Below are 26101 nucleotides of genomic sequence, written 5' to 3' on the forward strand. Positions count from 1 at the left end.
TTTAGGGCGTAGAGCAGGATATGCGGGCGTGCAAGCATTCCTCATCTCGGTTTTCATAAGAATTTTTTCAGCACTATGTCTTCACCTAGTTCCTCACCCTCAAACCCCGAATCCTTCTTCGGACTAACTTGGCCGGGCAAAGAAGAGGCTGCTGGCCGAGCGCACGGAGAAGCTCGGGTTAAAAGGGACGTCGTCAAGGGCACTGGCTCCAGTCCGAATTCTGTCACTGTTAGCGATAACCTAGATGCTCTCAAGGACTTTAGTGCTCGCAGCGTTCAGGCAGACGTTATCTATATTGATCCGCCCTACAACACTGGCAAGGACTTCGTCTACCGTGACAACTTTCGCCAGCGCCGTGACATGCGCTCGGAGCATTTCGGTCAATGGCATTCAGATTGGCTGTCCATGATGTTGCCTAGACTCATCCTGGCACGGGACGTCCTGTCGGAGAACGGCTTTATTTTCGTTTCTATTGGTGAATCCGAGGTTGCTCATCTCCGGCTCCTCATGGATGAAGTTTTTGGAGAGGATTGCTTTGCTGGCCAGCTCATCTGGAAGAAGGGCGGAACCGGCAAGAATGACTCCAAATACGCCATCGTCGAGCACGAATATGTGTTGTGTTACGCCAAATCTGCATCCAATCCAGGATTCAATCTTGATGCGCAGGCACAGACCACAACGCGGTATAACCACACTGATGAACGCGGAAATTACTCACTCGTTCGCCTCGATTCCAAGACCCTGGGCTATCTTCCATCCCTCGACTTCCCCATTACTGGACCCGATGGCCGCGACTATTGGCCCCACCAACCCGAGGGCAAAAGTGAGGTTGCGCGCTGGCGCTGGGGCAGGGACAAGGTAGCAGAGCAATATGACGAGCTAGTTTTTCGCCGTGGCTTCGTTTACACCAAAAATTATGAAAAGAAGGGCGCTCGTCCACGGTCCATCCTTGATGGCGAGCGCTTCGGTGTTACCCGCACCGGGCGCAAGGATGCCGAAGAGGTACTTGGCGTTCAAGGAACCTTCGATTTTCCCAAACCCGTACGGCTTATCAAGCACCTCATCGCCATTGCTGGTGGTCCCGACGCCGTGGTCCTCGATTTCTTCGCTGGTTCGGGGACCACGGCCCAAGCCGTGGCCGAGCTCAATCGAGACGACGGCGGCCATCGAAGCGTCCACCTCGTTCAGATTGCGCAGCCAACGGAGGCTTCGAGCGCCGCTCGGCGTGCTGGCTTCGACACAGTGGCAGATATCTGTCTAGCCCGTGTAGAAGCATTGGAGCACCTCGAGTTCGACCACATTCGGCTCATCCCTGAAGAACTCTGAAAGGCTTCTAGCCTCGGCTCTCCTCGCTAGATTCAGGTGGCGGGACGCTGCGAGGACTCCGCTACGCCATGTTCCTCGGTGCCTTCCGGCCGGCCGGGAATCCCGAAGAAATCCAATACCGTGTCGGTGGCGAATCCGCGCCCAACCTCGGGTTTGTCCTTGCTCGGCCGGCCAGGCCACACGTGTGATCCACCTTCAATACGAATGTGCTGTAGCGGGGCCTGGCAGGCGGTCCAGGTCTCTTTGACGGCGTCGTTTGTCAGGCGCACTGTTTGTACATCACCCACGCACTTGTTGCGTTTCTGGTGTTGGTTCATGACCTCCGTCACCGAAGAGTAGGCAGTTCCGTGGCGAACTCCGCCCTCATAGTTAACTACGGGATCATCAGTTCCATGGATGTCGAGGCGACCTACGGGCCGCTCTGAGCACTCCGAGTGAATACCCTCGTAATACGCCGCCGACACTGTTGCCACAGAGCGGAACGTGCCCGGCATCCGGCAGGCTAAGAACGCCGCGAAGCCACCTCCGTTGGATAATCCAGCGGCAAAAATCGCGTTATCGTCCACGCTGTACGTCGCTCGCAAACTATCAACTATCGTATGGACGAAATCTAGGTCTTCTTCAGCACTTGTCGTCGCGTAGGGCGCCGGCGACCACGCTTTGTCCACTCCTTGGGGATACGCCACGATGGCGTCTGCCGCATCAAATTGCGTGTAGCCTTCCATGTTTTCAGGACTGTCGTTCCATCCATGGAACGCGAGCAGGACCGGCCACGAACGTTCAGGAGTGTAATCGGCGGGCACGTGCAGTAGAAAGGTCCGTCCCGACGACAGTCTCATGTTTTTGGTCTCGCCAGGTTCCGGGCCCACAAGCATCGGCGAAAGGGGGACGCCGAGATCATTTGTCCATACGGCCGGGCTGGTGGGGGCCGAAGGTGCATCGTCATGTCTCCCGCAGGCGCCAAGCGCGCCTACACAGGCAGCAACCGATAGTGCGGCGCAGACGGTACGCAGAAAACGCGGCCGCTGACTTTCCTCGCCGCGCGTCTTCACGGGTGTCGTTCCCCCTCCAGGTTGAAACTTGAACTGTGGCCTCTACAAAGTAACAGGTCGCTGCCTAGAATCACGAAGCGGCGCGGTATCTTTAAAGGCATTATGGCCACCACCAGTTCCCCACATCCCCGCCCGGAGAACTATCCCAGCTACCGCAAGGCATCTGCGCAGGAAGGACCAACGTTCCGGAACTCCCAACAACGCGCACGATCCGCGCGAGCTTTTGCACATGGGGCCGATACCTACCATGACGTGCGCCCAAGTTACCCATACGAGGTAGCCGCCCTCATCAGTTCCGCCCACTCGGTGCTCGACATCGGCGCGGGAACGGGAAAACTCACTGAAACTCTGACTAATCCCGAAGTCTACGCCAGCGATCCCTCACCGGACATGGCCCGAGTACTCACTCGTCTGGGTGTGCCCTGCTGGCGGGCCACTGCAGAGGAGACTGCGCTCAGTGATTCCTCGCTCGACGCTATTACCTGCGCCCAGACCTGGCATTGGGTAGATGAAAAAAGTGCGTGTGCCGAGTTTGATCGCGTCCTGCGCCCGGGTGGCCGAGTAGTTCTGGTGTGGAACACTCTCGATGTCGGAGCAGACCCATGGATTCTGCGTCTATCCCGCATCATGCACTCTGGTGACGTGCAGCGCCCCGGTTTCTACCCCACCATTGCCCCGCCGTGGGAGATACGGGAGGAGCTTCGCCTGACCTGGGAGCACACCCTCACACCGGAGCAGCTTCACCAGCTGATGCACACACGTTCCTATTGGCTGCGCAACGGCGAAAAGATTCATCAGCGCATGACCTATAACCTCAACTGGTACCTCTATGAACATATGGGCCTTCACCCCGGACAAAAGCTGGCTATTCCCTACCGCACCGATGCTTTCGTCCTAGCCCGCCCTGGCGAATAGCCGCCTTCTGCAACCATGACAACTGTCACGCGAAACTCGTGACGTCATGGCTACGCTGCAGGTTCCGTGCGTACCTAGCGTGAAGGTATGAACACGACGCACACCTCACCCCCGGCCATCGAAGTCTCCGGAATCAGCAAAACCTTCAACGCTTCGTCCCACAGCCCTGTACGCGCGCTTCACGACGTCTCCCTTACCATCCACCAAGGAGAAATCGTCGGCCTACTCGGCACCAACGGTGCAGGTAAGACCACGCTCATTGATCTCATCTTGGGGCTGACTACCCCAACGTCGGGCACTATCAGAGTGTTTGGTCAATCCCCACACACTGCTGTGAAGAGCGGTCGCATCGGCGCGGTCATGCAGTCAGGTGGCCTCCTTCCCGACATCACAGTAAAGGAAACTCTTGAGCTCCTCGGCGCTGCCTTCCCCTCTCACCGCCCATACGAGGACATCATCGAGCGCGCGAATCTAGGTGGCATTCTTTCGCGCCGGGTAGGCAAATGCTCCGGCGGCGAGCAGCAACGCCTGCGTTTCGGATTGGCTCTGTTAGGTGATCCGATGCTCTTGCTTCTCGACGAACCAACTGCCGGCATGGACGCTGGTGCCCGCCGCCACTTCTGGGAGACCATGCGAGAGGAAGCCAAAGCCGGAAGAACCATCCTGCTGACCACTCACTACCTCGAAGAAGCCGATACCTTTGCGCAACGCATCATCATGCTCAACAAAGGCGAGATTCACGCTGACGGCAGCACTGAGGAAATCCGCAACGCAAATTCCACCCGCATCATCCGGGCCACCTTCCCTGATGGCGTCCCCGATCGTCTCCTCAACGAGCCCTTACCGGGAGTGCTCCATCAAGTTCCCACAGACACCGGCCTCGATATCACTACGCGCGACTCTGACGCGGTAGCCCGCTTTCTGCTCACGGAAACCACAGCGCAAGATATCACCATCACCGGCCACAGCCTCGAGGACTCGTTCCTTGAGCTCTCTGGCTCTTCACTCGACACAGTTTCCCGTTAAGGAGGCATCCGCCATGAGCATACTCACTTCTGCCACACCCACGTTTGGTACGGCCTTTAAGTACGCCGCCCACGATCTCAAACGACTGCGCCGTGACCTACCCACTCTCTTCTTCAGCATCGGCCTGCCCGTCATCTTCTACATTCTCTTCGGCGCCATGCAGGAATACGGCGCCATCGAATTCAACGGCGGCAACGTCGCAGCGCTGGTCATGATAGGCATGGCACTCTACGCCGGCGCTACTGGTGCCGTTGGTGCAGCGGGTTCTATGGTCGCGGAAAACCGCGCCGGGTGGGGCCGCCAGCTGGCGCTGACTCCCCTACGGGCTTCTCAGCTCGGCCTTGCCAACGTCCTCAACATTGCGGTCCGTGCCATCTTGCCTATCGCCGCAGTCTTTATCACCGGCGGGCTCACCAAAGCAACGATGCAGCCGGACCAATGGGCGCTCTCTTTTCTCATTACCGCGGCGTGTGCCATCCCGTTCGGTGTCTACGGTATGGCCTGCGCCATGCTCATCCCATCGGAGAACACCGTCTCCATCGCGACATCCACAATCGTCATTCTCGCTTTCGCCGGAAACGTCTTTATGCCGCTCAAAGAATCCCTGCTTGAGGTCGGACGATTCACCCCGATGTACGGCGCACAGGCCCTTGCCCGCTGGCCGCTATCTGAAGGTGCCCAAATGATCAACGATGAGCGCCTCTTCATTGAGGACCCACTCTGGTACGCATGGGTTAACATCACTGTATGGACAGTGGTTTTCGTAGGGATTTGCTTACTCCTTCACAACCGCGACAAGAACCGAGCATGATGGATGACTTCAGGCTACGGGACGCTGTCTTCTCCGCCATTTGGTTGCTCTTTCTTCTCACAGGGCTGGTGCAGATCCTTGTTCTGCCCTCTTATTCCACGGCACAGCGCCTCTGGGCCGTCGCCATCACGGCAGTATTTTGCGTCACCTATTTTGTTTCATTTGGTACCGTCCATGCCTATCCTCGCGGATGGTCCCAGGAGCGTCGAGTAGCACTACGGTGGGTTATCCTCGCCGCGCTCGCACTTGCCGCGATTCCCGCGTATGGGGTGTGGGCCGTATGCTTTGTGCCCTATCTTGGAGCCTTGGTCGCTTTCACCCAGCCCCTGATGACTGCCGCAACCATCATCGCGCTCACCGGAATCATCGCTAGTGTCCCCGCGTGGCTTGTCGCTCGTCCTAGCTTTGTCGACCTCGCGGTCATTCTCTTTGGCTGGCCCCTGCTTATTTTGGCTCTCGGCACGCTATCTCAGCGCGAAGACACCGAAACAGCCTTAAGGCATGATTTGGATTTGGCCCAACAACGCGAAGACATTGCCGCCGATATCCATGATCTCCTCGGCCATACCTTGACCGCTATCAATCTTAAAGCCGAGGTAGCACGCCGATTTATCGACCGCGATCCAGCCAAAGCCGCAGCTGAGCTTGATGAGATCAGTTCTCTGTCGCGATTATCCCTCGCAGAGGTACGCTCCACCGTCACGCGCATGAAGAACCCCACCTTCGCTGGCGAGATTCAGGCCGCACGCCGGATCTTGGACACTGCCGGCATCCATCCCCACCTCCCTGAAACTCTTATCCGTCCGCGGACGCATGAGGACTTGTTCTCGTGGGCGTTGCGCGAGCTCACCACCAACGTCGTACGCCATTCGGGGGCATCGCACTGCTGGGTTATCCTCAGCGAAGAATCCCTTCAGGTCACAGACGATGGTGACGGTTTTACCGAGGACGCTACGCAAGCGCTTGCAACGGGCCTTACGGGGCTCGCCGGTCTTCGCCGCCGAGCCCACGATGTCGGTGGCGATGTCATCATTCAGCGAGCGGAGGGATTGACCACAGTCCTACTTACTGTTGATGGTGTCCGCGAGATAAAGGAGGTTGCCCCATCATGACACCTCCCATACGGGTGCTCATTGCCGAAGACCAGTCGCTAGTCCGCGGAGCGCTGACAGCATTGCTTAATACCGAGCCGGACATCGAGGTCGTTGCTGGGTGCTCATCCGGAGTCGAGGTCGCCGCCCTCGTCGCTCAGCATCACGTTGATGTGGCGCTGCTCGATATTGAGATGCCGGGTATGAACGGCATAGATGCTGCTAAGACGATCGCCGCTACTGATTGCCGAAGCCTCATCGTCACCACTTTTGGGCGTGCCGGCTACGTCAAACGCGCACTTGACGCAGGTGTCGATGGTTTCCTCGTCAAAGACACGCCACCAGACGAGTTGGCCGACGCCATCCGCCGCGTCCGCTCAGGCCTGCGCGTCATCGATCCGCAACTTGCCCAAGACATCCTCTTTGCCCCAGATAACCCTCTAAGCGAGCGCGAAATCGAGGTCTGTCATTTGCTCGTCCGCGGTCTTGGGTCCGCGGACATCGCAGCGCAGCTGCATCTTAGCGGCGGCACCGTGCGCAACCATATCTCCGCCATCATGACCAAGACTGGAGCGGCCAATCGCTTCGAGGCCGCGCGGCGTGCCGAAACCAACGGTTGGATCTAAGGAATTCTTAGAGCAAGACTTGGGCAAGTAGGGAGCCAACCACACAGGAGGTTAGGACTGAAATCGCGCCGGGGATGAGGAAGGAATGGTTGATAACGAACTTGCCGATACGCGTCGTTCCAGTACGGTCGAAGCCGATGCAAGCAAGGTCTGAAGGATACGTCGGCAGAATGAAGTAACCATAGGCTGCACCATAGAAACCTACGATGACCGCTGGATCGATGCCAAGTTGCAGTCCAATAGGAGCAATGGCAACGAGAGCTGCTGCCTGGGAATTCACTAGCTTGGACACGATGACGAGCACCACCGCATAAGCCCATGGAGCAGCTTCGACCACACTACCCAGGTTGGCTTCGAGAGCCTCAATGTGGGCTTGGAAGAAGGTATCCGCCATCCAGGCCACACCGAAGACGGAGAACACCGCAGTCATTCCGGCCTTGAACACTGGGGTTGAGGCGATCTTGGATGGTTCGACCTTGCAGCTCAACAGAATGATCGCGCCGGCAACCAGCATGATCATCTGAATAACGAGGTTCATCGACAGTGGGCTCAACTCACCGTCTTTACCCGGGACCAGCGGACGCAGGAATTCGAAGGCGCCGAGCGCGACGACTATAGCAATCGCAGCCAAGAACACCGCCACGGAGCGCTTAGCTTCCTTGGTGAACACTTCATTCATCAGTGAACCAGTGCTCTCATTAATGCGCGCTGCAAACTCGGGGTCCTTCAACTTCTCCTGGAAGATGGGGTCCTTGTCCAAATCCTTGCCTCGGTGAAGCGACCACAAAGACGCCAGAATGACACCAGCTAGTGAGGCCGGGATGGCCACCATCAAAATCTGCGGGATGGAATATGCCTTGTCGATGACACCGGCGTTCTCCGCAATGATTGAAGCGAGGGACACCGTTGCTACCGACACTGGTGAAGCAGTGATACCCATTTGTGCAGAGGTCGAGGCTACCGCCATGGGACGCTCTGGACGAATGCCCTTCTTAAGAGCAATATCCTCAATGATCGGGAACATTGTGTACACAACGTGGCCAGTACCGCAGAGCACAGTGAGGAACCACGTCGTCAGAGGAGCAAGAATCGTGATGCGCTCGGGATGAGCTCGGAGAATCTTTTCCGCAAATTGCATCATCACCTCCAAGCCTTTGGCCTGTTGGAGTGTCGCAGCGCAACCAATGACGGCGATGATTGTGAGCATCACCGAGACCGGTGGCTCACCTGGTGCAAGCCCGAAGGCGAAGACCATAAGCAACAGGCCGATACCGGAAATGAGGCCAAGACCGATGCCGCCGTATCGGGTGCCAAGGAGCAAGGCTCCCAAGATGATGATGACTTGAAGAATGATGGCCAGAATGGAATCTGGTGCGATGAGGCTAGCTAACATGCCACGCCCTTCAGATAAAGAATGGATAATGGACTAGGTTCACCATATCCATGTACACACGTCCGGACATAAACGGAAATGGGAGCGAATTATCACACTCGTCGGAGTGCTTAATTCGCCCATCTCTCAGGTATAATCCCAGCGTAACGGGCATACTGTTAACTCTGAGGCCCACATTAGAAACCCAACCCCATGTGGGAATTCCACGCCGTTTTCGGCCGCCTAACGACGCTGGCGTCGCTCGCGCACGCGCACTGCAATGCGCACTGGGGAGCCGTGGAAACCAAAGCGCTCGCGGAACTTGCGCTCTAGGTAGCGGCGGTAGCCGGCATCCAGGAAGCCGGTGGTAAACAGCACGATCGTGGGCGGCTGAGTGGATGCCTGGGTGGCAAACAGCACGCGCGGGAGGCGGTTGTTATTCATCGGCGGCGGGTTAGCGGCAATCGCCTCGCGCATCCAGTTATTGAGCTGACCCGTGGAGACGCGCTGGTCCCAGCTGCCTAGCGCCTCAATCATCGCCGGCTCCAGCTTCTGCAACGCGCGACCAGTCTCTGCAGAGATATTGACGCGAGTCACCCACGGCAAGTGGCGCAGGTTCTCATCAATCTCGCGGTCCAGGTAGTAGCGACGATCCTCGTCAACTAGGTCCCACTTATTGAAGGCGATGACGAGGGCTTTGCCGGCCTCCAGAATCATGTTGAGGACGCGCTGGTCCTGCTCGGAGACTTCCTGGGAGGCGTCGATAAGCATGATGCATACCTCAGCCGCATCGATAACGCCACGGGTGCGCAGAGACGCGTAGTACTCGTGGCCTTGAACGTTTTTGACCTTCTTGCGCAGGCCGGCAGTATCAATGAATTTCCATAGGCGCTCATCTAACTGCACGAGTGAATCCACGGGGTCCACGGTGGTTCCGGCGGCGTTGTCAACGACGGAACGCTCCTCCGAGGTCAGCTTGTTAAGAAGCGAGGACTTGCCCACGTTAGGTTTACCCACAAGTGCGACGCGGCGCGGACCAGAGGTAATTGAGGAGTTACGTGGCTCCTCCGGGAACAGACGCAGGATCTCATCGAGGACGTCGGCGCCGCCGCGGCCGTGCTGTGCAGAAACCGGCCACGGATCGCCCAAGCCCAGTGCGTAGAATTCCGCCATGTCGGCATACATCGTCTCCGAATCGAATTTATTCGATACGAGGATGACCGGTACTTCGGATTTCTGCAGTTTACGGGCCATAACTGCATCCGTCTCGGTGATGCCGACTTTGGTGTCGACGACGAACACAATCACGTCCGCGGTGGCCATGGCCTGCTCTGCCTGGCGCGCAATGGCGGCATGAATACCCTTGACATTGGGGTCCCAACCGCCTGTGTCTTGCACGAAGAAGCGCTGGCCATTCCAGTCTGCCACGTAGGACACGCGGTCACGGGTGACACCAGGATGGTCCTCCACCACTGCTTCACGACGTCCCAAAAAGCGGTTCACCAGAGAAGACTTACCCACGTTTGGACGACCCACAACGGCTACCGTGCAAAGGTTTTCCTCCGTGTGACCGTCATCGACACCGAACTCTGCAGAAAGAGCTGCCCACTCCTCTTCGCTCAGCGGGGCATCGCTATCAGCATCGTCCTCGTCATCGCCGAAATCGGCTTCACCAAAGTCTGAATCGTCAAACTCAGACTCATCGAATTCATAATCGAACTCATCTGAGTCGAAATCATCCGGAGCCCAACCGCCATGTGGATCGCGCACGACTTCTTCTTCCAGTTTGCCCACTGGGTAGTGGAACTCAGTCTCGAACTCCTCGGGCTCCTGATCTGGGGCCTGATTCAGGTTCTGCGGTTCATTAGTCATGGGAGGTCTCCTTTGCGGTTGACTCTTCGACCACGGCAACGAGCGCGTCGAGTACCTCATCGCGGGACATGTCAGAAGTATCGACAAGCACGGCATCCTCTGCTGGACGCAGAGGTGAGGTACTGCGGGAGGAGTCTGCGGCGTCGCGCCGTTGAACGTCGGCAAGCACGGTGTCAAAGTCGGATTCAATACCTGCCGCAAGATTTTGATCATGGCGGCGCTGCGCGCGCACCTCGGCCGACGCCGTCATAAACGCCTTAGCCGGTGCATCCGCGAGCACCACAGTGCCGATATCGCGGCCCTCCACGATAGCGCGGTGAGCCTTCACAGCGAGGTTACGCTGCAGGTCAACGAGGTTCTGGCGCACCTCCGGAATGGCAGAAACGGCAGAGACATTCCGGGTGACCTCGTCCTCACGAATGACGCGGGAAACGTCTTCACCATCAAAGATAACCTGGGTGGAATCCGGATCATCAGAAACTTCCAAAGGCAGGTCGGCGGTGGCGCTAATGACCGCTGCGGTATCCGCCGGATCCACGCCCGCGCGCAACACAGCAAGGGTAGCCACGCGGTACATGGCACCGGTATCGACATACTTGGCGTCTAGGCGCTTGGCCAGCGCGCGGCAGGTCGTGGACTTGCCCGTGCCTGACGGCCCATCGACGGCCACGATGAGGCCTTGGTTTGGCATATTCGAAATCATTACATCCCCACCGCCTTATACAAGCTAGTCAATTCGTTGGAGTTCAAAGCGCGCAAAGAACCCGGCTTCATGTCACCGAGCTGCACCGTGTGGAGCTTAGTGCGCACAAGGCGCTGGACTGGGTAGCCAGCCTCCTTCAGCATGCGGCGCACGATGTGTTTGCGGCCCTCATGCAGCTCGACGCGGACGAGGGAGTAGCCCTGGTTCTTGTCCACGATTTGCACATAGTCCGCCTTGGCGAGTCCATCCTCGAGCTCAATGCCTTCCTGAAGCTGGCGGACAAGCTTCTTATCGCCTTCTCCCAGTACGGTGGCTAGGTAAGTCTTGGTGACTTCATACTTCGGGTGCATCAGACGATTGGCCAGCTCACCATCGTTGGTGAGCAGCAACAGCCCCTCAGTATCAGCATCAAGGCGGCCAACGTGGAAAAGCCGCTGGCCCGATACGACACGGTCAGCTACGACATCGCCCACGCAGGGGCGACCCATGTCATCAGACATCGTCGATTGCATGCCGCGTGGCTTATTGAGAACGAAGTACTGAGTTTCCTCGTTGACATTGATACGGGTGCCATCGACGCGGATGACATCCTTGTTCGGATTCACGCGGGTGCCCTGCGTGACGACGACCTGGCCGTTGACTTCTACGCGGCCCTGTTCAATGAGGATCTCTGCATGGCGACGCGATGCTACGCCTGCCTTAGCTAGCACCTTTTGGAGGCGTTCTCCTTGGTTCTGGGAGTTCTTCTTGTCGTTGCCGTCTACCAGCCAATCAGCGCCCAAGTCGCGAGCGACAGAATCTGCGGTGACCTTCTTCTTTTTAACGTGCTGATGGCGGGCCGGCTTAGCGTTGGAGACAATCATGTCGCTGTCTCGCTGCTTCTTTTCCGGTGTGCCATCGCGGCGAGCGGGTGGAGTCACGGAATTGTGTCCTCTCAATAGTTCTTCAATTTGCGGTGCAAAAGGCACCGTGGTCTGCGCGCAATCCTACCCCAGAGGGGAACTTTATGAATAGTCCTCATCGATTTGTTCAATGTCCGGCAGCAGCGGTGCAAGGTCAGGAAGGCGTTCTAGCGAGTCAATGCCGAGGAGCTCAAGGAAGAGTTCAGTCGTTTCGTACTGGTGGGCCAGACCCTCGGCACCTTCAAGCTCGCGAATCAAACCACGCATCATGAGTGTTCGGACCACACCATCGACATTGACTCCGCGCACACCGGCTATCTGGGCACGAGTGACCGGCTGGCGGTAAGCAATGACAGCCAAGGTCTCCAAAGCGGCGCGCGAGAGCTTGGTTTGGGTTCCATCGAGCACGAACTGCTCCACGGCATCCGCATTTTCTTTGCGGGTATAAAAGCGCCAACCTTCAGGTGTTTCACGCAGATCAATTCCGGAGCCGCGCTCGGTGAGCTCGCGCTGTAGGCGGCGAAGGACGTCACTGACGACGGTGGTCTCCGCATCAAGGGCGCGGGCCAAAGCCTCGACGCTCGCCGGTGAATCCACCACCAGAAGGATGGATTCCACGCGGGAACGCAATTGGGAGATAAGCGGTAAAGCTGTGCCTTCGGTGTGGGCTTCCATGACTGCGTAGCGTACCTTTCTTAGTCCCAGTTAGCTGCCGCCACGACGGCGGGATCCACGTCGAGTCCGGTCCATGCGAGCTCGAGTGGACCGAGGGATTCCTCCTGCGCCGCATCGACAGCCTTGGCTTTGTACAGTTCGAGCAATGCGAGGAAGCGGCCGACGATTTCCATGGACACCGTGCAATCCCGAGTCAACGCGTCAAAGCTCATCCATTGACCAGACCCCAGCATCTTGAGCGTGCCGAGAATCTTTCCTGCCTGCTCCGGCACGGAAACCGCCACCTGATGGATGTGGCCGGTTGCCACTTCCTCAGGTGGTTTGGGGCGAAAGACACTGGCAGCAAGTTCCGCGAAACTAGCCGGGTTGTGTCCGAGCTTTACCGGAGGTAGAAGCTCGCTGAAACGCTCTTCCATCGCCACAGCACGCGGGTAACGGCGTTGGGCTTGATGCTGCCACTGGGCGAATTGGTCCGCAACCTGCTTATAGGCCTTATACTGCAGCAATCGCGCAAAAAGCAGGTCACGGGTCTCGAGTAGTTCAAGGTCTTCGATGTCATCCACGTCACCGCGTGGAAGCAAGCGGACGGCTTTCAGGTCGAGCAACGTCGCCGCAATGAGGAGAAACTCAGTTGTTTCATCCAAATCCGCGGTTTCCCCAAGCGCTCGGGTATACGCCACAAATTCATCGGTAACCTCTGACAGTGCCACCTCAGTGACATCGAGCTTTTTCGCTTGGATGAGCTGGAGTAGAAGGTCAAAAGGACCTTCAAAGTTACCCAGCGCAATGCGAAAGCCGGTGATTTCCGGTTGCGTCATGCCGGCACGCTAGACGGTTGCTCGCTCGATGACCTCTTTGGCCAAGTCACGGTATTGCTTAGCTGCCTGTGAGCTCGGGGCCCATGAGGTAATCGGCTCACCGGCAACCGAAGTTTCGGGGAATCGAACCGTCCGAGTAATTACTGTGTCAAAGACCTTATCGCCGAAGTACTCGACCACGCGGTCCATGACCTCGCGTGCGTGGCGAGTACGGCGATCAAACATGGTGACGAGGATGCCCATGACCTCAAGGTCGAAGTTGATTCGATCAGCCACCTTCTCCACGGTGTCCGTCAACAGTGCTAGGCCGCGCAGGGAGAAGAACTCGCATTCCATTGGGATGATGACGCCTTGGGAGCAGGCCAAAGCGTTGACGGTGAGGAGACCCAAAGAAGGCTGGCAGTCAATAATGATGAAGTCATATTCCTTGCGTACGGGACGCAGTGCGCGAGCAAGCGTATGCTCGCGGCCAACTTCGTTGACCATTTGAATCTCTGCCGCCGAGAGGTCGATGTTGGCGGGGACTAGGTCAAGACCTTGGACGCCGGTATGCACGATGGCAGAATGCACTGAAACATCGCTATCCAACATGACGTCATAGATGGTGTCACCAATCTGGTCATGTGTAAGACCCAGACCTGCAGAAAGAGCACCCTGCGGGTCCAAGTCAACGAGGAGGACTTTACGGCCAAGCTCGGCCAGACAAGCTCCCATGTTGATGGACGAGGTGGTTTTTCCCACGCCACCCTTCTGGTTGCACATCGAAATGATGGTGGCGGGCCCATGCTTTTCCAGTGGCTCTGGTTCCGGCAGCTCCCGCAGTGGGCGGCCGGTCAAACCGACCTGTGCCTCCGAGGCCTCAAACAGTCCCTCGTCGCTCACAGTCACACCTGCTTCCTTGACCTACACGGCCTCTCACGTCTGGCCCGCAGCGCATGCCCACGCCGCCTTCTTACATCGTTGTGATTACAGAGTACCCCCTTGGGCACCCGCCCCGCGATTATAGCCAGCAATAATACTGAGATAAAGCCTAGTGGCTAGACTTTCGACCACGCGAGCGCCAGAACACAAGACCAGCGATGAGCACCACAAGACCCACGCCACCGAAGGCAGCGATGTGCCTGCCAGCGCTGTTCCCCTCGCCATCCGCACCGTTTTCTTCGGCATTGTCTTGTCCATCCGCACCCAGTTGCTGGTCACCCGGAACACCTTCGGCGACGGCTGTAGTGGGATCTGTCAGCGTCACAACGAGTTCAGCGGTCTGTGATTCCTTCTGAATGAACTGCATGATGAAGGGGTTGTCAGGAGTCGCCCCCTCCGGGTAGGTCAAGGTCATTGTCCGGGAAGCCTTGTCGATGTCGCGCTGGACGCCTTCCACGAACTCTCCCTGCGCATTGAGATAGCGCAGGGTCACGCCATCATCTTCGAGGTGCTTGAAGCGGTTATACAGATCCAATGCCTGCTTGAAGCCAAGCTTCGCGGTGATGGTCTGCCCCTCAATCGTGGATTCGAGGTTGACATACTCCGTATGAGAATCATCCAGGCCTTCCCAGCCGCGACCGGTATGCGGCGTCTGTGCTTGGCCGTGCCCGGCCTCCCGCCCTTCGCGCTCACCGGAACCGGAATCGGCGCCAGATTCCTCGTCACGGTGAGCGCCAGGGGCGGCGCCACCATCTCCTTCACCAGCCTCCCGCCCTTCGCGCTCACCGGTATCCGAACTAGCGCCAGAATCTCCATCACGGTGAGCGCCAAGGGCGGGGTCGCCCTCAGGGCCAGCTCCCTCAGCGGGCCCGCCAAGGCTTTCTGGATCACCATTGGCCGCGGCGTCATTGAGGTCTTGACCGGTAACGTGCTCATCAGCGACCAACAAGAAGGTCATGGTCACGCCCTGGTAGGTCACAGGAACGCTAAGTTGTCCGCCAACAGCGGGAGCGGTGACCGTGGCGGAACCACCGGAAGCGGAGACGGTCCAACCGTCAGCGGCCATGTTGACGTCAACGGGCACAGGCAGAGACACCGTCGTGGTCTGCCCTGCCGGGACCGGAATCGTGGCATCCTGCGCGTGCGCTACCACACCATCACCCCAGTTGGACGCTGCCACGGGAAGCACAGTGAGGCACCCGGCGGCTATGGCGGCAGCGAAACGGCGGCGGTGCGATGCAAATTGAGGCATAGGGATCTTTCATTATGGGTTTGGTTCTAAGGAATAGCTGTCGCGATTCTAGGCGCGGGGGTGGGCGGTACGCCAAACCTCACGGAGTGAATCTGCGGTGACGTGAGTGTAAATCTGGGTGGTCGTCACCGAGGAATGCCCCAGCAACTCTTGGACGGTTCGAACGTCCGCACCGCCTTCCAACAGGTGGGTAGCAAAGGAATGGCGCAAGGTATGGGGAGAAATAGTGGCCTTGAGTTGGGCACGCTCCGCAGCTGACTTAATCGCGGCCCAAGCGCTTTGGCGCGACAATGTTTTACCGCGAGTATTGAGAAACAGCGAATGGGACGCACCTGTGGACAGGACTGGTCGTGAACGCACAAGGTAGTCCTCCACCGCTTTGACCGCATGTGATCCCATGGGCACAAGGCGCTGCTTGTCGCCCTTACCGCTGAGTATGAGGATGTCCCGCACCGAGCGCGGCCCCTCGTCCGTCACGTCATCGACGTTCAAGGAAATAACCTCGGAGATTCGCGCACCGGTGCCATAAAGCATCTCCAGCAAGGCGCGGTCACGGATGTCGATGGGCGTGGCGGCGTCGTCAGTAGGGATTGCGCTGAGTAGCGTGTCGATATCGTCGACGGTCAGCGTTTCCGGCAGGTGCTGCGCGCGTTTGGGCGGCGAGACTTCCGCCGCCACATCGGTTTCGATAAGGCCCTCTGCAAGGGCAAACTTGTGTAGGCCGCGAGCGACGATGAGAGCACGGCTAGCAGATGATTGCGCGAGCGATTCACGCAAATGGACCAGATAGTTCTCCACATGGGTGCGCTGGACGTGCCGCAGGTCCGTAATGCCTAGTTCAGCCAACCAGGTGATGTAGCGGTTGATGTCACGGCGGTAGTTGCTCACCGTGTTTTTCGATGCGCCTTTCTCCACCATGAGGTGCATAAGCCAAGCATGCCCTGCTGACTGGGCCGGAGTGTCGCCGCTCACAGCTTCTTGAGGTCCGGGCCTAGGCGCCGACGTGCCATAGACTGCGGGCGGATATCAAAAGGTTCATCCACTGAACGTGGGGTTCGGCCAGCACTGACGCAGGCATGCGCAGCTAGAATTCCTGCCACGGCGATCGAGTTCACTATCTCGCCTGACAAGACGCGTTCCACGGCCTCGTCAAGGTCTACCCACGCAAAACCCATGTCGGCTTCTTCATCGCCTTCGGCATCGAGCTTGTCCACCTGAGACAAATCACGGGCCAGAAACACTCGCACTGCTTCCTCGCAAAAGCCTGGTGACGTTACTAAGTCAGTCAGCACACCCCACTGCGAGGCGGAAAGGCCAGCTTCTTCTTGCAGCTCGCGCTGGGCACCAGTGAGTTCGTCTTCTCCTTTGACGTCGAGAAGCCCTGCGGGCAACTCCCATAAGCGCCGGCCCACGCTGTGGCGGTACTGTTCCACCATAGCCACGCGATTGCTGTCATCGAGGGCTACCACAGCGACAGCGCCTAGGTGTTCCACGACTTCGCGCTGGGCGACGACCTCGCCGGGCATGACAACGTCATCGCGGCGAACGGCGATAATGGGGGCGTCGAGAAGCCGCTCGGTACCTACTGTGCGAAACTGGTGCGCCATTTACAGATCCTTCGGCAGTGCCGGTGCGGCATTCTGAGCATTGGCGGCAGCACCGTATACGCCGTGCTCACCGTCAAGCTGTTCCTTGACCGCGAGAACGGCAGCCATCTGAGACACCGGGTGGTCAATGGAATCCACCGTAGTGATTTCCGTTTTGGACTTACGCAGCTTCTCCAGTGCACCGCCGTTTCCGGCGGCCTTCACCTGACCTGCATAGACGGTTGATGCACCGACGGAATCGAATCCTTCGAGGAACTTCACTGTTGTGTCGATGGCGTACCGGGCCGGAGCATCCTCCTCACTATCGTTAGCGGTCTGCCGGCCACCGATAACGATGACTGCTTGCGCGGGCACAATCGTGCCATCCTTGTAGTCGATAAACCCAGCTTCACGCAGCGCACGCAGAAGAGTGGCCCGGTCATCCACGGACGCCAGCGGCTCGGTACTCTTCGGATCCAGCATGAGAGCAGCCGCCAAAGCTTCACCCGAGTGTGTGCCGGCGTCTACTTTCTTCTCATCAAGCTTGGCGCCCGCCGGAAGCGTATTCGTCACCAAGGAAAGTAGCTTGTCAGCAGAATCCTGTTCAAAGAACTTCCGGGTAAGAGTGATATGTCCGGCATCCGTCGAATCGGCGGATTTCAGCAGATCTTTCACCGCATTCACGTCCGGTTCCTTAGCATCAGGAGCGCTAATAACCATCACCGGACGCTGCACCAAAGAACCATCGACGACGAACCGGTTGAGATCACGTAAGACAGAGTCCGCAGAATCCAACTGAGCCTCATGAATCTCGTTTTCGACCACCAGCTCGGCATACTTCTCCCGGACCTCGTCATTGGAGCCTGCTCCACCACTGCCTCGAGTGGAGTCCATATTCGGCGCAATGAGCAGCGTGCCCAGGGCAACGCCGAGTGCCGTGCCAAAGCCCAGGCCAGCGACGAGAAGCGACTTAGGCGAAGCCATTATTTAAACCACCCCTGGACACTAAGCGCAAAATTATTCCAGGTGTCAATAAGGTTCTGCAGGAAGGACTCATCGCCACCGAGTCCCACGATGAGGATCACCACAGCGAGGGCAACGAGGATTCCGAGAAGGGCCCACAGCCAGCCCATAGCTCCCGAGCTTGGCGCGGTGTAGAGGTTGATAACGGCATCAGCATCCACCAAACGGGTACCAGCCTTCATGCGCGACAACAGCGCCGCCGGAGTGGCATTAGGTTTGTTGGCAAAGATGTCATCAAGGTCAAGCGCGCCGCCTACCTGCACGATCATCTGCGCATCGTGATAATCCGCCAGCAACAGTGCAAGATCCGTGGCCGAGTCTGTAGCAGCCGGGAAGGTCATAGCACCAATGCCAAGATCCTGAATGCGCTCAAGGCCTTCGGCAGTGCCGTCTGGTTCCGCAGGCAGGATAACCTGGGCGCCTCCGCGCAAGGTCTCAGAGCTAACGTCGGATGGATTTCCCACGATGAAATGCGGCTGATAGCCCAGCTCAACAATCGTATCGGCAGCGGCATCGACGCCGATGATGACGGGTTCGTATTCGCGAATGAAGTTACGCAGCAAGGAAAGCTTTTTGCGGTGTTCCTCAGAAGGCGAGACAACAAGTACCTTGCGGCCCGCCATGTCAGAACCCGCATCAGGGACGCCGAGGCCGTCGATCAGCAGCGGGCCCTCCGAGTGAATGAACTCGATGGAGTTACCGAAGTATGCCTCCATATGATCGATGAGTTCCTGCTGGGCGGAGGCAAAATTCTTCTCGGCCCGGTCACGGGTAACAACGGTTCCTGATGCCAGCTGAGTGTCGCCCACGTAGATGGTGCCGTCCTCGGTCAGGCGGGCCTTCTTGCCGTCCTTGAAGTGTGCCACGAAGTCTTCGCCGACGCCCTCGATGAGGGTGACGTCGGCGTCGAGAAGCATGTGCGGACCATAGTTGGGAATGGAACCGGTGGAGAATTCAGCCACGTTAATCACGGCCGCCGGCTTCATATCAACGAGGGTCTGGGCCTCTTGGCGGGAGATGTTGGCTGCGTTAATGACGGCGAAATCACCGGCGCTGAACTTCTTCATGCCCTTTCCGCCTGGGGTGCAGTCACGGAGCGCGCCGTGTTCTCCAGGCAGATCGGTATTACGGGAAAACAGACTCATGTCTGACAGTTTCCCCTGTTAGAGGCTCAATGTGTGGAAGGCGCGCGGAAGTCTGCTACTTCTGCTTGTGCACGGTCGAAGAGCTCCTGCGCATGTGCGCGGCCCGTCGCAGTGTCATCAAGTCCCGCAAGCATTCGCGCAAGCTCCTCGACGCGTTCTTCAGAGCTAAGGTTCGCCACGCCGGAGGTGAATTTTTCCTTGGAGACGTGCAGATGTGAGTCCGCATAGGCGGCGACTTGGGGCAAGTGGGTGACACAAATGACCTGGTTGGTCGTAGAGAGCCGTGCTAGCCGACGCCCTATTTCCACCGCCGCGCGCCCACCTACGCCGGCATCGACCTCGTCGAAGACCAAGGTCGTGCCGTCGCCGCTGGCAAGAACGACTTCCATCGCGAGCATAACGCGAGAAAGCTCACCACCGGAAGCGGCCGATGCCAAAGGCTTGCCATTGAGTTGGAATTCGACTTCGTCCGCACCCGATTTGGAGTATTTGGCCTTGTTGACCGTGACCGTCAGAGTAGAGTTCGGCATGGCCAGACCGTGGATCTCCTCGGTGACCTGAGCTCCGAGCTTATTTGCTGCTTTGGCACGGGCGGTGGTGAGTTTCTCTGCCTTCGCCACCATGTCTTTTTCGGCCTCCATCACTTGCTTTTTGAGGGCTTCCAAGGCTTCCGTGGACGTATCGAGCGTCGCGAGTTTCGACTCGGCAGATTCGCGCCAGGCCAGCACCCCATCGATATCGGCGGCGTATTTGCGGGTAAGCCGCTTGAGGTCTTGTTGGCGCTGCAGTGACTCTTCCAGAAGGCTAGGGTCTGCGGGAAGATCACTAAGGTAGGTGGTGAGCTCAGCAGCGATATCCGTGAGCTGTGCCGTGGCTTCGCTGAGGCGCTCTCCCAGTGATGTGAGTGCTTCGTCATTGCTTCCCAGCAACGCAGATTCAGCAGCACCCACGAGATTGACCGCGGTGTCTTCATCGCCGAAACCTTCCCCACCATCCAGGGCGGTCAGGGCAGTCGCTGCTGCCTCACGCAGGGAATCTACATCCTGCAGCCGGCGTATGAGGGTGACCAACTCCGCGTCCTCACCCGGCTTCGGGTCAAGCTCAGCAATTTCATTAATGGCGAACTGGAGGCGGTCAACTTCTTGCGCCATTTCTCGGCGCGACTCAGTGCGCCTGTGGTAGTCCTTGGCCAGTAAGCGCCAGTGGCTAAAGGACTCCGCATAAGCGGTGCGTACTTTCTCGATGCTAGGTTCAAACTTATCGATAGCTGCGAGCTGTTGATCGGGCGACAGTAGTCGAAGCTGGTCATTTTGGCCGTGAACGGTAATGAGGTGGGAAGCGAACTCCCCTAGAGTGGCTGCTGGTACTGCGCGCCCACCCAAGTAAGCGCGGGAACGTCCGGCGGCTGACACCGTACGCGAAGCAATGAATTCGCCGTTTTCATCCGGCTCTCCCCCGGCGTTCTCGACCAGTTGGGCCACCACTTTAGAGTGTGAAGAAAAATGTCCCTCCACTGCTGCTTTCGCGGCGCCATCGCGCACCCGGGAGGCATCGGCCCGTCCACCCGCGAGAAGACGCAGGCCAGTAACCACCATGGTCTTACCCGCACCGGTCTCACCGGTCAGCACAGTAAGGCCGTGGGAAAGTTCTGCCGAGGAGCTCTCAATCACTCCGAGGTCAGCGATGCTGATATCAACGAGCACGTAGGTCTTCCTCCTTGTCCTGCGTCACTCTAGTAGGGACAATCTAGTGCCGCGGTCCGCGCCAGCCTTCTACAGGCAGACGGAATTTAGAGACGAGGCGGTCTGTGAATGGCTGATCGTCGAGGCGCACCCAGCGCACAGGGCGACTACCGCGCACGATTTCTACGCGTGCACCGGGTGGCATCGAGATTTCACGGAAGCCATCGAGGATGACCACGGCTGGAGTCGTAGCCGACGCTGATTCCACGGCCACCTGCGCATCGGGCGAGACCACAAGAGGCTTGGTAAACAGCGCATGCGCATTGTTAGGAACAACGAGAATGGCATCCAGCGACGGCCATAAGACCGGTCCGCCAGCGGAGAAGGCATAAGCCGTCGATCCAGTTGGGGTGGAAATAAGCACGCCATCACAGCCGAAGGACGACACTGGGCGGCCATCGATCTCCAGGATGGCGTCAAGAACACCAGAACGGTTGAGGTTCTCTATCGACGCCTCATTAAGTGCCCATCCTCGCTGGCGGAGTTCGCCTTCAGCGTCAAAGACAGCAACGTCGATAGTGAGACGGTCTTCCACGTCATAGGATTGCTCGATAACCCGCACGAGTGCGCGATCCAATGACTCGGCTTCCCACTCAGCAAGGAAGCCCACGTGTCCTAGGTTGATGCCCAAGACTGGGACATCGACAGCCCGCGCCATGTCCGCTGCGCGCAGGAAGGTGCCATCTCCGCCGAGGACAAGGACCAACTCGCAGCCTTCCGCTGCCGCCGGTGTGTGCTTGACGTGCTGTAGACCCGTAAGAACAGTATTGGCTGCACAGACGCGAACCTTTATACCTGCTTCTTGCAGCAGTTCTGCTGCTCGGTGCGTGGCCGCGAGGTTCTCTTCACGGCTGGCATGCGGCACAAGAAGAATTTCTCGGCGCGCGGTGGCCTCCGCGGCAACAGTCCTGCTCACTGTGGTCCCTCCTCAATGGCCGTGTGGATCATCGCGTCTAGCTTATCCACTGGTGTCGACCTTCCGTCTTTCACCAGCCAGAGGAAATACTCCACATTGCCGCTTGGCCCCGGCAGCGGCGATGCTGCCACGCCCTTCACGCTGAGCCCCAAACTCTGGGCATAGATAGCCACGTCCTTAGTGACCTCCGCCCGCAGTTCTGGCGACCGCACGACTCCACCAGAACCGATGCGGTCTTTTCCTACCTCAAACTGCGGCTTCACCATGGGCAAAAGCCACGCATCGTCCGCCATACACTCAGTAATGGCAGGCAAAACCAGTTTCAGGGAGATGAAGGAGAGGTCGCCCACCATGGCGTTGCACAGCCCCCCAGTCTGCTCCACTGTGAGGTTGCGGATATTTGTACGGTCAAGCACCGTCACGCGGTCGTCATTCTGCAATCTCCACAGAAGCTGCCCGTACCCCACATCCACGGACAAGACTTCGGCAGCGCCCCTGCGCAGGCACACGTCTGTAAATCCGCCAGTCGATGCCCCTGCATCCAGCACGCGCCGCCCCTCGAGGTCGACGTCGAAGGCATCAAGAGCTCCTAAAAGCTTGTGTGCGCCTCGCGACGCCCAATCGTCCCCCTCCACGGCTTCCACCTTGATGGAGACTTCGGGTTCTACAACCGTGGCGGGTTTGGTGGCTTTGAATCCACCTACCGTGACTCGGCCGGCCTTAATCATCTCTACGGCATGCTCACGAGAGCGAGCAATTTTGCGACGAACCAGCTCCGCATCGAGGCGGCGGCGTTGTGGGGGCATGGGCTTCTTTCCTCAGTTGTCTTGGAGGGCATCACGCAGCACAGCGTGTACCCGATCCAGCTGGTTAAGTTCCTCCTCGAGGGAGTCTGCCGGTTCCTGCAGAATCTCGGCTACAGAGGCGTCGAGTACCTCCGGCGCCAGGACCGCACGTGGATCGTGTGGCTTTACTGCCATGTAGACACTGCCTTCTCTGCGAACTCACTGCGCGGCTGAATATAGCGCGGTGCCTGCGATCCAGCCCAGGCGACTTCAAGGACCGTGCGCAGCGCTTCAATCGACGTCGACTTTTCATTGCCGCCTTGGAGGACGATGTCGTAACCATCGTAACGCGCCATAAATCCTCCCTGGGCGCCAGGACGTGCCTGGGCTTCCGAAAGGGAGAGCTCGTGGAAACCTGCTCCAACAAAGTTGGGGCGAAGCTCCGCTGGTGCCTCGATTAGCTCAAGCTCCCGGGAAACACCAGTCAGCACGTGAAAAGTATCCATAGCAGCTGTGTTTCCGCCGGCAATGTCGGTATCAAGCCGATCTCCCACAGCCAGCGGTTTGGTCGAGCCGACAAGCTTGGCGGCCTGAGTAAACATAGCAGGCTCAGGCTTGCCCGCTGACTTTGGTTCCACACCAGTCGTCGACGTAATCGCGGCGACAAGAGAACCATTGCCCACAGCCAGGCCACGTTCAGTAGGCAGCTGCGTATCCAGGTTGGATGCGTAGAATTTAGCACCCTGGTTGATAGCAATAGCGCCCTCCGAAAGCTGTTCCCACCCCACGGACTTGTCCATCCCTTGGAGAACAGCCGCCGGTTTCTCGTCTGCACTGCTGACAACCTCGAACCCTGCGTCACGAGCAAGTGTACGGAAAGAATCAGCACCGATAATGAGGACCCGGGATCCTGCCGGAAGATCCTCACGCGCCATACGGACAGCCGCCTGTGCGGACGTCACGACGTGCTTGGCGTCGGTATCAAGCCCAATCTGGCCCAGCATATCTGCCACGGTTTGCGGGCTACGTGAGGCGTTATTGGTTACGTACACCGCCGGAATACCGCACGAGTTGATGACATCTACGACGCACTGCAGTGCCTGGCCACCCTCCCAGACGGTTCCGTCCAGATCCAACAGAAGCGAATCATGGGTTGTGAGAATACTCATTGTTAGCACTCGGCCAGACGCTCAGCAGCGTCGGTCCAGTCTCCTTCATCAATGTCAGTAGCGTGTTGGAACCATTCCTTGGCTTCATCCTTACGGCCGGCTTCCAAAAGTGCATTGGCGTAGGCATAGGAAAGACGGCAGGCAGCTACGCCAGTGTCGTTTTTGTTCGGCTGCGCACGCTGGATGGTGACCACGGCCGAATCAGCCTGGCCCATATCAAGTCGTGCACCGGCAGCAACGATGGCCAGCTCGATGGCGTCCTCCGGTGCAAGCTCCTTGGCGTCATCGCTGCGCCACAGCTCAACTGCCTTTTCTGGCCGGCCCATGCCACGTTCACAGTCCGCCATGACTGCAAGCAGCCCCGGACCGCCAGAGATACGGCGGGCGGCGCGCAGCTCAGCAAGCGCTTCCTTCCATTCGCCCGCGCGGTAGGCAGCGATTCCATTCATCTCACGCGCCACTGAAACGCGACCAGCTCGGTCCTTTGCTGCGCGCGCATGGCGCAAGCTCAGCTGTGGATCATCATCGAGCCACGTGGCCGCCATGATGAGATGCTTAGCCACCGCCTCAGAATTCTCCTTCGACAGCGAAGAAAGATCCTGCAGCACCGAGGGATCAAGATCCGTGATGTCGATATCGGAGGGCAGATCCGGATCGGTCATGCGACGGTTGATTCGCTCCTCACGGTAGCCGGAGCGCTGGGGATGGGAGACCTTGTGTTTGTCACGGTCGTGCCCTTTACGGTCGTTGCGACGCTCATCGCGGCGATTGCCGCGACGTTCTTCTCGACGCCCCGATACTCCCCCACGTTTTTCAAATTTGCGGCCCCCGGAGCGGTTGTTTCCGCGATTGCTATCCGAGGAACGTTCACGGCCGCGGCCGTGGTCGCGGGACTTAGAATCAGACATTAAAGCCAAGCACTTTCTGCGGTAGACGCGTCCGTATGTACCGACCCAGTGTACAGGTCACCACGTCAAAAGCGGCAATACGTTCGTCCCCTAGTGAAGTGCCCCACACCGCGGAATAACTGCAACTCAGGCCGTATCTGGAAGCGGCCCCAAGTTGTCCAGCGGCCAGCCATAGCGGACACGGTCCAACCCTGCTGCCACTTGTGGGCGCGCAAGTCCAGTCTCAAGGCTTCCATGCTCTAAAGGCTTACCTCGTACGACGGCAAGAAAAGTCCATCCGTTGTGACGTTGAGCATCTAGCCGAATCTTATGGCGCTCGCTGGCCAAAGCCACTCCATCAGCTATCAACTGGCGTGGTTTCCTCGCGCACGCTTGAAACTCTTCAATGGTTCGCGTCTCACCGCTGGGAGCAACCACCATGGGGCCTGGCCCCCGGAAAGTAGACACGTCGGGGGTTAGCTATGCTGCTTGGGTCAGTGTAGCTGATGTGAGTGCTTCGAAGTCATCGGGGGCTAGAAGATTGCACCAGGAGTGCCGTCTGCGCGTGTTGTAGCGCATGCACCATCGGAAGACTTCTTGGCGGCAGATGATGGGATTGTCAAAGACTTTCCGATCACGCAGAACTTCACGCTTTAAGGTGGCATTAAACGATTCTGCCAGGGCATTATCGGCACTCGTTCCCACCGCTCCCATGGATTGGCGCACACCAAGCTGGGCGCAGTGGTCCCTAAATGCTTGTGAGGTGTACACACTGCCATGATCGGAATGGAAAATTGCCCCTTTAAGGCTTCCGCGGACTTTCCTGGCATGAGACAAAGCTTCGATAACCAGCGATACCCGCATGTGGTCGGCGAGTGCATGACCGACGAGTTTGCGCGAGTAGGCGTCGATGACCGTGGCTAGGTAGGGCCTGGCCCCCGGAAAGTAGACACGTCGGGGGTTAGCTATGCTGGTTGGGTCAGTGTAGCTGATGTGAGTGCTTCGAAGTCATCGGGGGCTAGAAGGTTGCACCAGGAGTGTCGTCTGCGCGTGTTGTAGCGCATGCACCATCGGAAGACTTCTTGGCGGCAGATGATGGGATTGTCAAAGACTTTCCTATCTCGCAGAACTTCACGCTTTAGGGTGGCGTTAAATGATTCTGCCAGGGCATTATCGGCGCTAGTTCCCACTGCTCCCATGGATTGGCGTACACCAAGCTGGGCGCAGTGGTCCCTAAATGCCTGTGAGGTGTACACACTGCCGTGATCGGAATGGAAAATTGCCCCTTTAAGGCTTCCGCGGACTTTTCTGGCATGAGATAAAGCTTCGATAACTAGCGATACCCGCATGTGATCGGCGAGTGCATGGCCGACGAGTTTGCGCGAGTAGGCGTCAATGACCGTGGCTAGGTACATGTTCTTGCCGCCCTTACACGGCAGGTAGGTGATGTCGCCTACGTAGACGTGGTTTGGCCTGTCAGCGGTGA

Annotated in this window: 26 protein-coding genes and 1 pseudogene; 6 read left to right on the forward strand and 21 right to left on the reverse strand. The window is 58.2% G+C overall.

Translation table 11 applies throughout. The annotated features are described in order from the left end of the window. Positions 1-75 precede the first annotated feature (75 nt). Positions 76-1326, forward strand: a complete 1251-nt coding sequence (locus QP922_RS03985; RefSeq protein WP_284808007.1) for a site-specific DNA-methyltransferase — start codon at positions 76-78, stop codon at positions 1324-1326. A gap of 32 nt (positions 1327-1358) precedes the next feature. On the opposite strand, the gene QP922_RS03990 is transcribed toward QP922_RS03985, so the two are convergent. Further along, a complete protein-coding gene (locus tag QP922_RS03990) occupies positions 1359-2201 on the reverse strand; it encodes a CE1 family esterase (RefSeq protein WP_083311820.1) in 843 nt (280 codons plus the stop codon). Between the two features lie 279 nt (positions 2202-2480). Between QP922_RS03990 and QP922_RS03995 the strand changes: the two genes are divergently transcribed. From QP922_RS03995 to QP922_RS04015, 5 genes are all read left to right on the forward strand, one after another. After that, positions 2481-3293, forward strand: a complete 813-nt coding sequence (locus QP922_RS03995) for a class I SAM-dependent methyltransferase (RefSeq protein WP_284808009.1) — start codon at positions 2481-2483, stop codon at positions 3291-3293. A gap of 87 nt (positions 3294-3380) precedes the next feature. Further along, positions 3381-4319, forward strand: coding sequence for an ABC transporter ATP-binding protein (locus QP922_RS04000; protein WP_070669805.1), 939 nt, complete (start codon positions 3381-3383; stop codon positions 4317-4319). Between the two features lie 13 nt (positions 4320-4332). Then, positions 4333-5130 carry an ABC transporter permease gene (locus QP922_RS04005; protein ID WP_070669806.1) on the forward strand — a complete coding sequence of 266 codons (798 nt, stop codon included), beginning with the start codon at positions 4333-4335 and terminating at the stop codon, positions 5128-5130. Beyond that, positions 5127-6242 carry a sensor histidine kinase gene (locus QP922_RS04010; protein ID WP_070669807.1) on the forward strand — a complete coding sequence of 372 codons (1116 nt, stop codon included), beginning with the start codon at positions 5127-5129 and terminating at the stop codon, positions 6240-6242. The genes QP922_RS04005 and QP922_RS04010 overlap by 4 nt, the downstream gene beginning before the upstream one ends. Next, complete coding sequence (locus QP922_RS04015; protein WP_284808010.1) at positions 6239-6847, forward strand: response regulator transcription factor; 609 nt, start codon at positions 6239-6241, stop codon at positions 6845-6847. Before QP922_RS04010 ends, QP922_RS04015 begins: the two co-directional genes overlap by 4 nt. Positions 6848-6854: 7 nt before the next feature. Here the strand turns inward: QP922_RS04015 and QP922_RS04020 are convergent, their stop codons facing one another. From QP922_RS04020 to QP922_RS04115, 20 genes and pseudogenes are all read right to left on the reverse strand, one after another. Then, positions 6855-8240, reverse strand: coding sequence for an anaerobic C4-dicarboxylate transporter (locus QP922_RS04020; RefSeq protein ID WP_284808011.1), 1386 nt, complete (start codon positions 8238-8240; stop codon positions 6855-6857). 222 nt (positions 8241-8462) lie between these two features. Continuing rightward, positions 8463-10091: a ribosome biogenesis GTPase Der gene (gene der, locus QP922_RS04025; protein ID WP_284808012.1), complete on the reverse strand. Its 1629-nt coding sequence runs from the start codon at positions 10089-10091 to the stop codon at positions 8463-8465. Then, the gene (gene cmk / locus QP922_RS04030) at positions 10084-10794 is read right to left on the reverse strand and encodes a (d)CMP kinase (RefSeq protein WP_284808013.1); all 711 of its coding nucleotides are present in this window, start codon (positions 10792-10794) and stop codon (positions 10084-10086) included. The genes der and cmk overlap by 8 nt, the downstream gene beginning before the upstream one ends. Next, positions 10794-11714, reverse strand: a complete 921-nt coding sequence (locus tag QP922_RS04035; protein WP_284808014.1) for a pseudouridine synthase — start codon at positions 11712-11714, stop codon at positions 10794-10796. The genes cmk and QP922_RS04035 overlap by 1 nt, the downstream gene beginning before the upstream one ends. Positions 11715-11798: 84 nt before the next feature. Next, positions 11799-12371: an SMC-Scp complex subunit ScpB gene (gene scpB, locus QP922_RS04040; RefSeq protein ID WP_284808015.1), complete on the reverse strand. Its 573-nt coding sequence runs from the start codon at positions 12369-12371 to the stop codon at positions 11799-11801. Between the two features lie 20 nt (positions 12372-12391). Then, complete coding sequence (locus tag QP922_RS04045; protein WP_284808016.1) at positions 12392-13189, reverse strand: segregation and condensation protein A; 798 nt, start codon at positions 13187-13189, stop codon at positions 12392-12394. A gap of 9 nt (positions 13190-13198) precedes the next feature. Beyond that, the gene (locus QP922_RS04050; RefSeq protein WP_210388132.1) at positions 13199-14077 is read right to left on the reverse strand and encodes a ParA family protein; all 879 of its coding nucleotides are present in this window, start codon (positions 14075-14077) and stop codon (positions 13199-13201) included. Positions 14078-14219: 142 nt separating this feature from the next. Further along, the gene (locus QP922_RS04055) at positions 14220-15362 is read right to left on the reverse strand and encodes a putative sodium/potassium/calcium exchanger (RefSeq protein ID WP_284808017.1); all 1143 of its coding nucleotides are present in this window, start codon (positions 15360-15362) and stop codon (positions 14220-14222) included. A 48-nt stretch (positions 15363-15410) separates the two neighbouring features. Further along, a complete protein-coding gene (gene xerD / locus QP922_RS04060; RefSeq protein WP_284808038.1) occupies positions 15411-16289 on the reverse strand; it encodes a site-specific tyrosine recombinase XerD in 879 nt (292 codons plus the stop codon). A gap of 41 nt (positions 16290-16330) precedes the next feature. Next, positions 16331-16969, reverse strand: a complete 639-nt coding sequence (locus QP922_RS04065) for an NUDIX domain-containing protein (RefSeq protein ID WP_284808018.1) — start codon at positions 16967-16969, stop codon at positions 16331-16333. Continuing rightward, positions 16970-17932, reverse strand: coding sequence for a copper transporter (locus tag QP922_RS04070; RefSeq protein WP_284808019.1), 963 nt, complete (start codon positions 17930-17932; stop codon positions 16970-16972). Next, on the reverse strand, positions 17932-19116 hold the full coding sequence (steA, locus tag QP922_RS04075) for a putative cytokinetic ring protein SteA (protein ID WP_284808020.1): 1185 nt from the start codon (positions 19114-19116) through the stop codon (positions 17932-17934). Before steA ends, QP922_RS04070 begins: the two co-directional genes overlap by 1 nt. 26 nt (positions 19117-19142) lie before the next feature. Continuing rightward, positions 19143-20819 carry a DNA repair protein RecN gene (recN, locus tag QP922_RS04080; RefSeq protein WP_284808021.1) on the reverse strand — a complete coding sequence of 559 codons (1677 nt, stop codon included), beginning with the start codon at positions 20817-20819 and terminating at the stop codon, positions 19143-19145. A gap of 43 nt (positions 20820-20862) precedes the next feature. Beyond that, positions 20863-21774, reverse strand: a complete 912-nt coding sequence (locus tag QP922_RS04085) for an NAD kinase (RefSeq protein ID WP_284808022.1) — start codon at positions 21772-21774, stop codon at positions 20863-20865. Next, positions 21771-22580 (reverse strand): TlyA family RNA methyltransferase, encoded by an 810-nt coding sequence (locus QP922_RS04090; RefSeq protein ID WP_284808023.1) that lies wholly within the window; start codon positions 22578-22580, stop codon positions 21771-21773. Before QP922_RS04090 ends, QP922_RS04085 begins: the two co-directional genes overlap by 4 nt. 12 nt (positions 22581-22592) lie before the next feature. After that, a complete protein-coding gene (locus QP922_RS04095) occupies positions 22593-22754 on the reverse strand; it encodes a hypothetical protein (RefSeq protein ID WP_284808024.1) in 162 nt (53 codons plus the stop codon). Beyond that, a complete protein-coding gene (locus tag QP922_RS04100; protein ID WP_070669822.1) occupies positions 22745-23728 on the reverse strand; it encodes an HAD-IIA family hydrolase in 984 nt (327 codons plus the stop codon). The genes QP922_RS04095 and QP922_RS04100 overlap by 10 nt, the downstream gene beginning before the upstream one ends. Before the next feature lie 2 nt (positions 23729-23730). Beyond that, positions 23731-24636, reverse strand: coding sequence for a tetratricopeptide repeat protein (locus tag QP922_RS04105; protein ID WP_284808025.1), 906 nt, complete (start codon positions 24634-24636; stop codon positions 23731-23733). Between the two features lie 459 nt (positions 24637-25095). After that, positions 25096-25554: pseudogene (locus QP922_RS04110) on the reverse strand (transposase); the annotation flags it as partial. A 26-nt stretch (positions 25555-25580) separates the two neighbouring features. Next, positions 25581-26101 (reverse strand): IS3 family transposase (locus tag QP922_RS04115; RefSeq protein ID WP_284808026.1); only part of this gene is annotated, 521 nt, incomplete at its 5' end.

It is taken from the genome of Corynebacterium sp. MSK218, from assembly GCF_030232655.1.
In the GTDB taxonomy this organism is placed as follows: Bacteria; Actinomycetota; Actinomycetes; order Mycobacteriales; family Mycobacteriaceae; genus Corynebacterium.

What these genes read in the sequence shown, in the direction of transcription:
- QP922_RS03985 (WP_284808007.1), top strand. Translation starts at nt 76, where the DNA reads ATGTCTTCACCTAGTTCCTCACCCTCAAACCCCGAATCCTTCTTCGGA.
- QP922_RS04000 (WP_070669805.1), top strand. Translation starts at nt 3,381, where the DNA reads ATGAACACGACGCACACCTCACCCCCGGCCATCGAAGTCTCCGGAATC.
- QP922_RS04055 (WP_284808017.1), bottom strand. Translation starts at nt 15,362, where the DNA reads ATGCCTCAATTTGCATCGCACCGCCGCCGTTTCGCTGCCGCCATAGCC.
- QP922_RS04065 (WP_284808018.1), bottom strand. Translation starts at nt 16,969, where the DNA reads ATGGCGCACCAGTTTCGCACAGTAGGTACCGAGCGGCTTCTCGACGCC.
- QP922_RS04095 (WP_284808024.1), bottom strand. Translation starts at nt 22,754, where the DNA reads ATGGCAGTAAAGCCACACGATCCACGTGCGGTCCTGGCGCCGGAGGTA.
- xerD (WP_284808038.1), bottom strand. Translation starts at nt 16,289, where the DNA reads ATGCACCTCATGGTGGAGAAAGGCGCATCGAAAAACACGGTGAGCAAC.
- scpB (WP_284808015.1), bottom strand. Translation starts at nt 12,371, where the DNA reads ATGGAAGCCCACACCGAAGGCACAGCTTTACCGCTTATCTCCCAATTG.
- QP922_RS04100 (WP_070669822.1), bottom strand. Translation starts at nt 23,728, where the DNA reads ATGAGTATTCTCACAACCCATGATTCGCTTCTGTTGGATCTGGACGGA.
- QP922_RS04070 (WP_284808019.1), bottom strand. Translation starts at nt 17,932, where the DNA reads ATGGCTTCGCCTAAGTCGCTTCTCGTCGCTGGCCTGGGCTTTGGCACG.
- QP922_RS04020 (WP_284808011.1), bottom strand. Translation starts at nt 8,240, where the DNA reads ATGTTAGCTAGCCTCATCGCACCAGATTCCATTCTGGCCATCATTCTT.
- QP922_RS04090 (WP_284808023.1), bottom strand. Translation starts at nt 22,580, where the DNA reads ATGCCCCCACAACGCCGCCGCCTCGATGCGGAGCTGGTTCGTCGCAAA.
- steA (WP_284808020.1), bottom strand. Translation starts at nt 19,116, where the DNA reads ATGAGTCTGTTTTCCCGTAATACCGATCTGCCTGGAGAACACGGCGCG.
- der (WP_284808012.1), bottom strand. Translation starts at nt 10,091, where the DNA reads ATGACTAATGAACCGCAGAACCTGAATCAGGCCCCAGATCAGGAGCCC.
- QP922_RS04105 (WP_284808025.1), bottom strand. Translation starts at nt 24,636, where the DNA reads ATGTCTGATTCTAAGTCCCGCGACCACGGCCGCGGCCGTGAACGTTCC.
- cmk (WP_284808013.1), bottom strand. Translation starts at nt 10,794, where the DNA reads ATGATTTCGAATATGCCAAACCAAGGCCTCATCGTGGCCGTCGATGGG.
- QP922_RS03995 (WP_284808009.1), top strand. Translation starts at nt 2,481, where the DNA reads ATGGCCACCACCAGTTCCCCACATCCCCGCCCGGAGAACTATCCCAGC.
- QP922_RS03990 (WP_083311820.1), bottom strand. Translation starts at nt 2,201, where the DNA reads ATGCTTGTGGGCCCGGAACCTGGCGAGACCAAAAACATGAGACTGTCG.
- QP922_RS04045 (WP_284808016.1), bottom strand. Translation starts at nt 13,189, where the DNA reads ATGACGCAACCGGAAATCACCGGCTTTCGCATTGCGCTGGGTAACTTT.
- QP922_RS04010 (WP_070669807.1), top strand. Translation starts at nt 5,127, where the DNA reads ATGATGGATGACTTCAGGCTACGGGACGCTGTCTTCTCCGCCATTTGG.
- QP922_RS04015 (WP_284808010.1), top strand. Translation starts at nt 6,239, where the DNA reads ATGACACCTCCCATACGGGTGCTCATTGCCGAAGACCAGTCGCTAGTC.
- QP922_RS04005 (WP_070669806.1), top strand. Translation starts at nt 4,333, where the DNA reads ATGAGCATACTCACTTCTGCCACACCCACGTTTGGTACGGCCTTTAAG.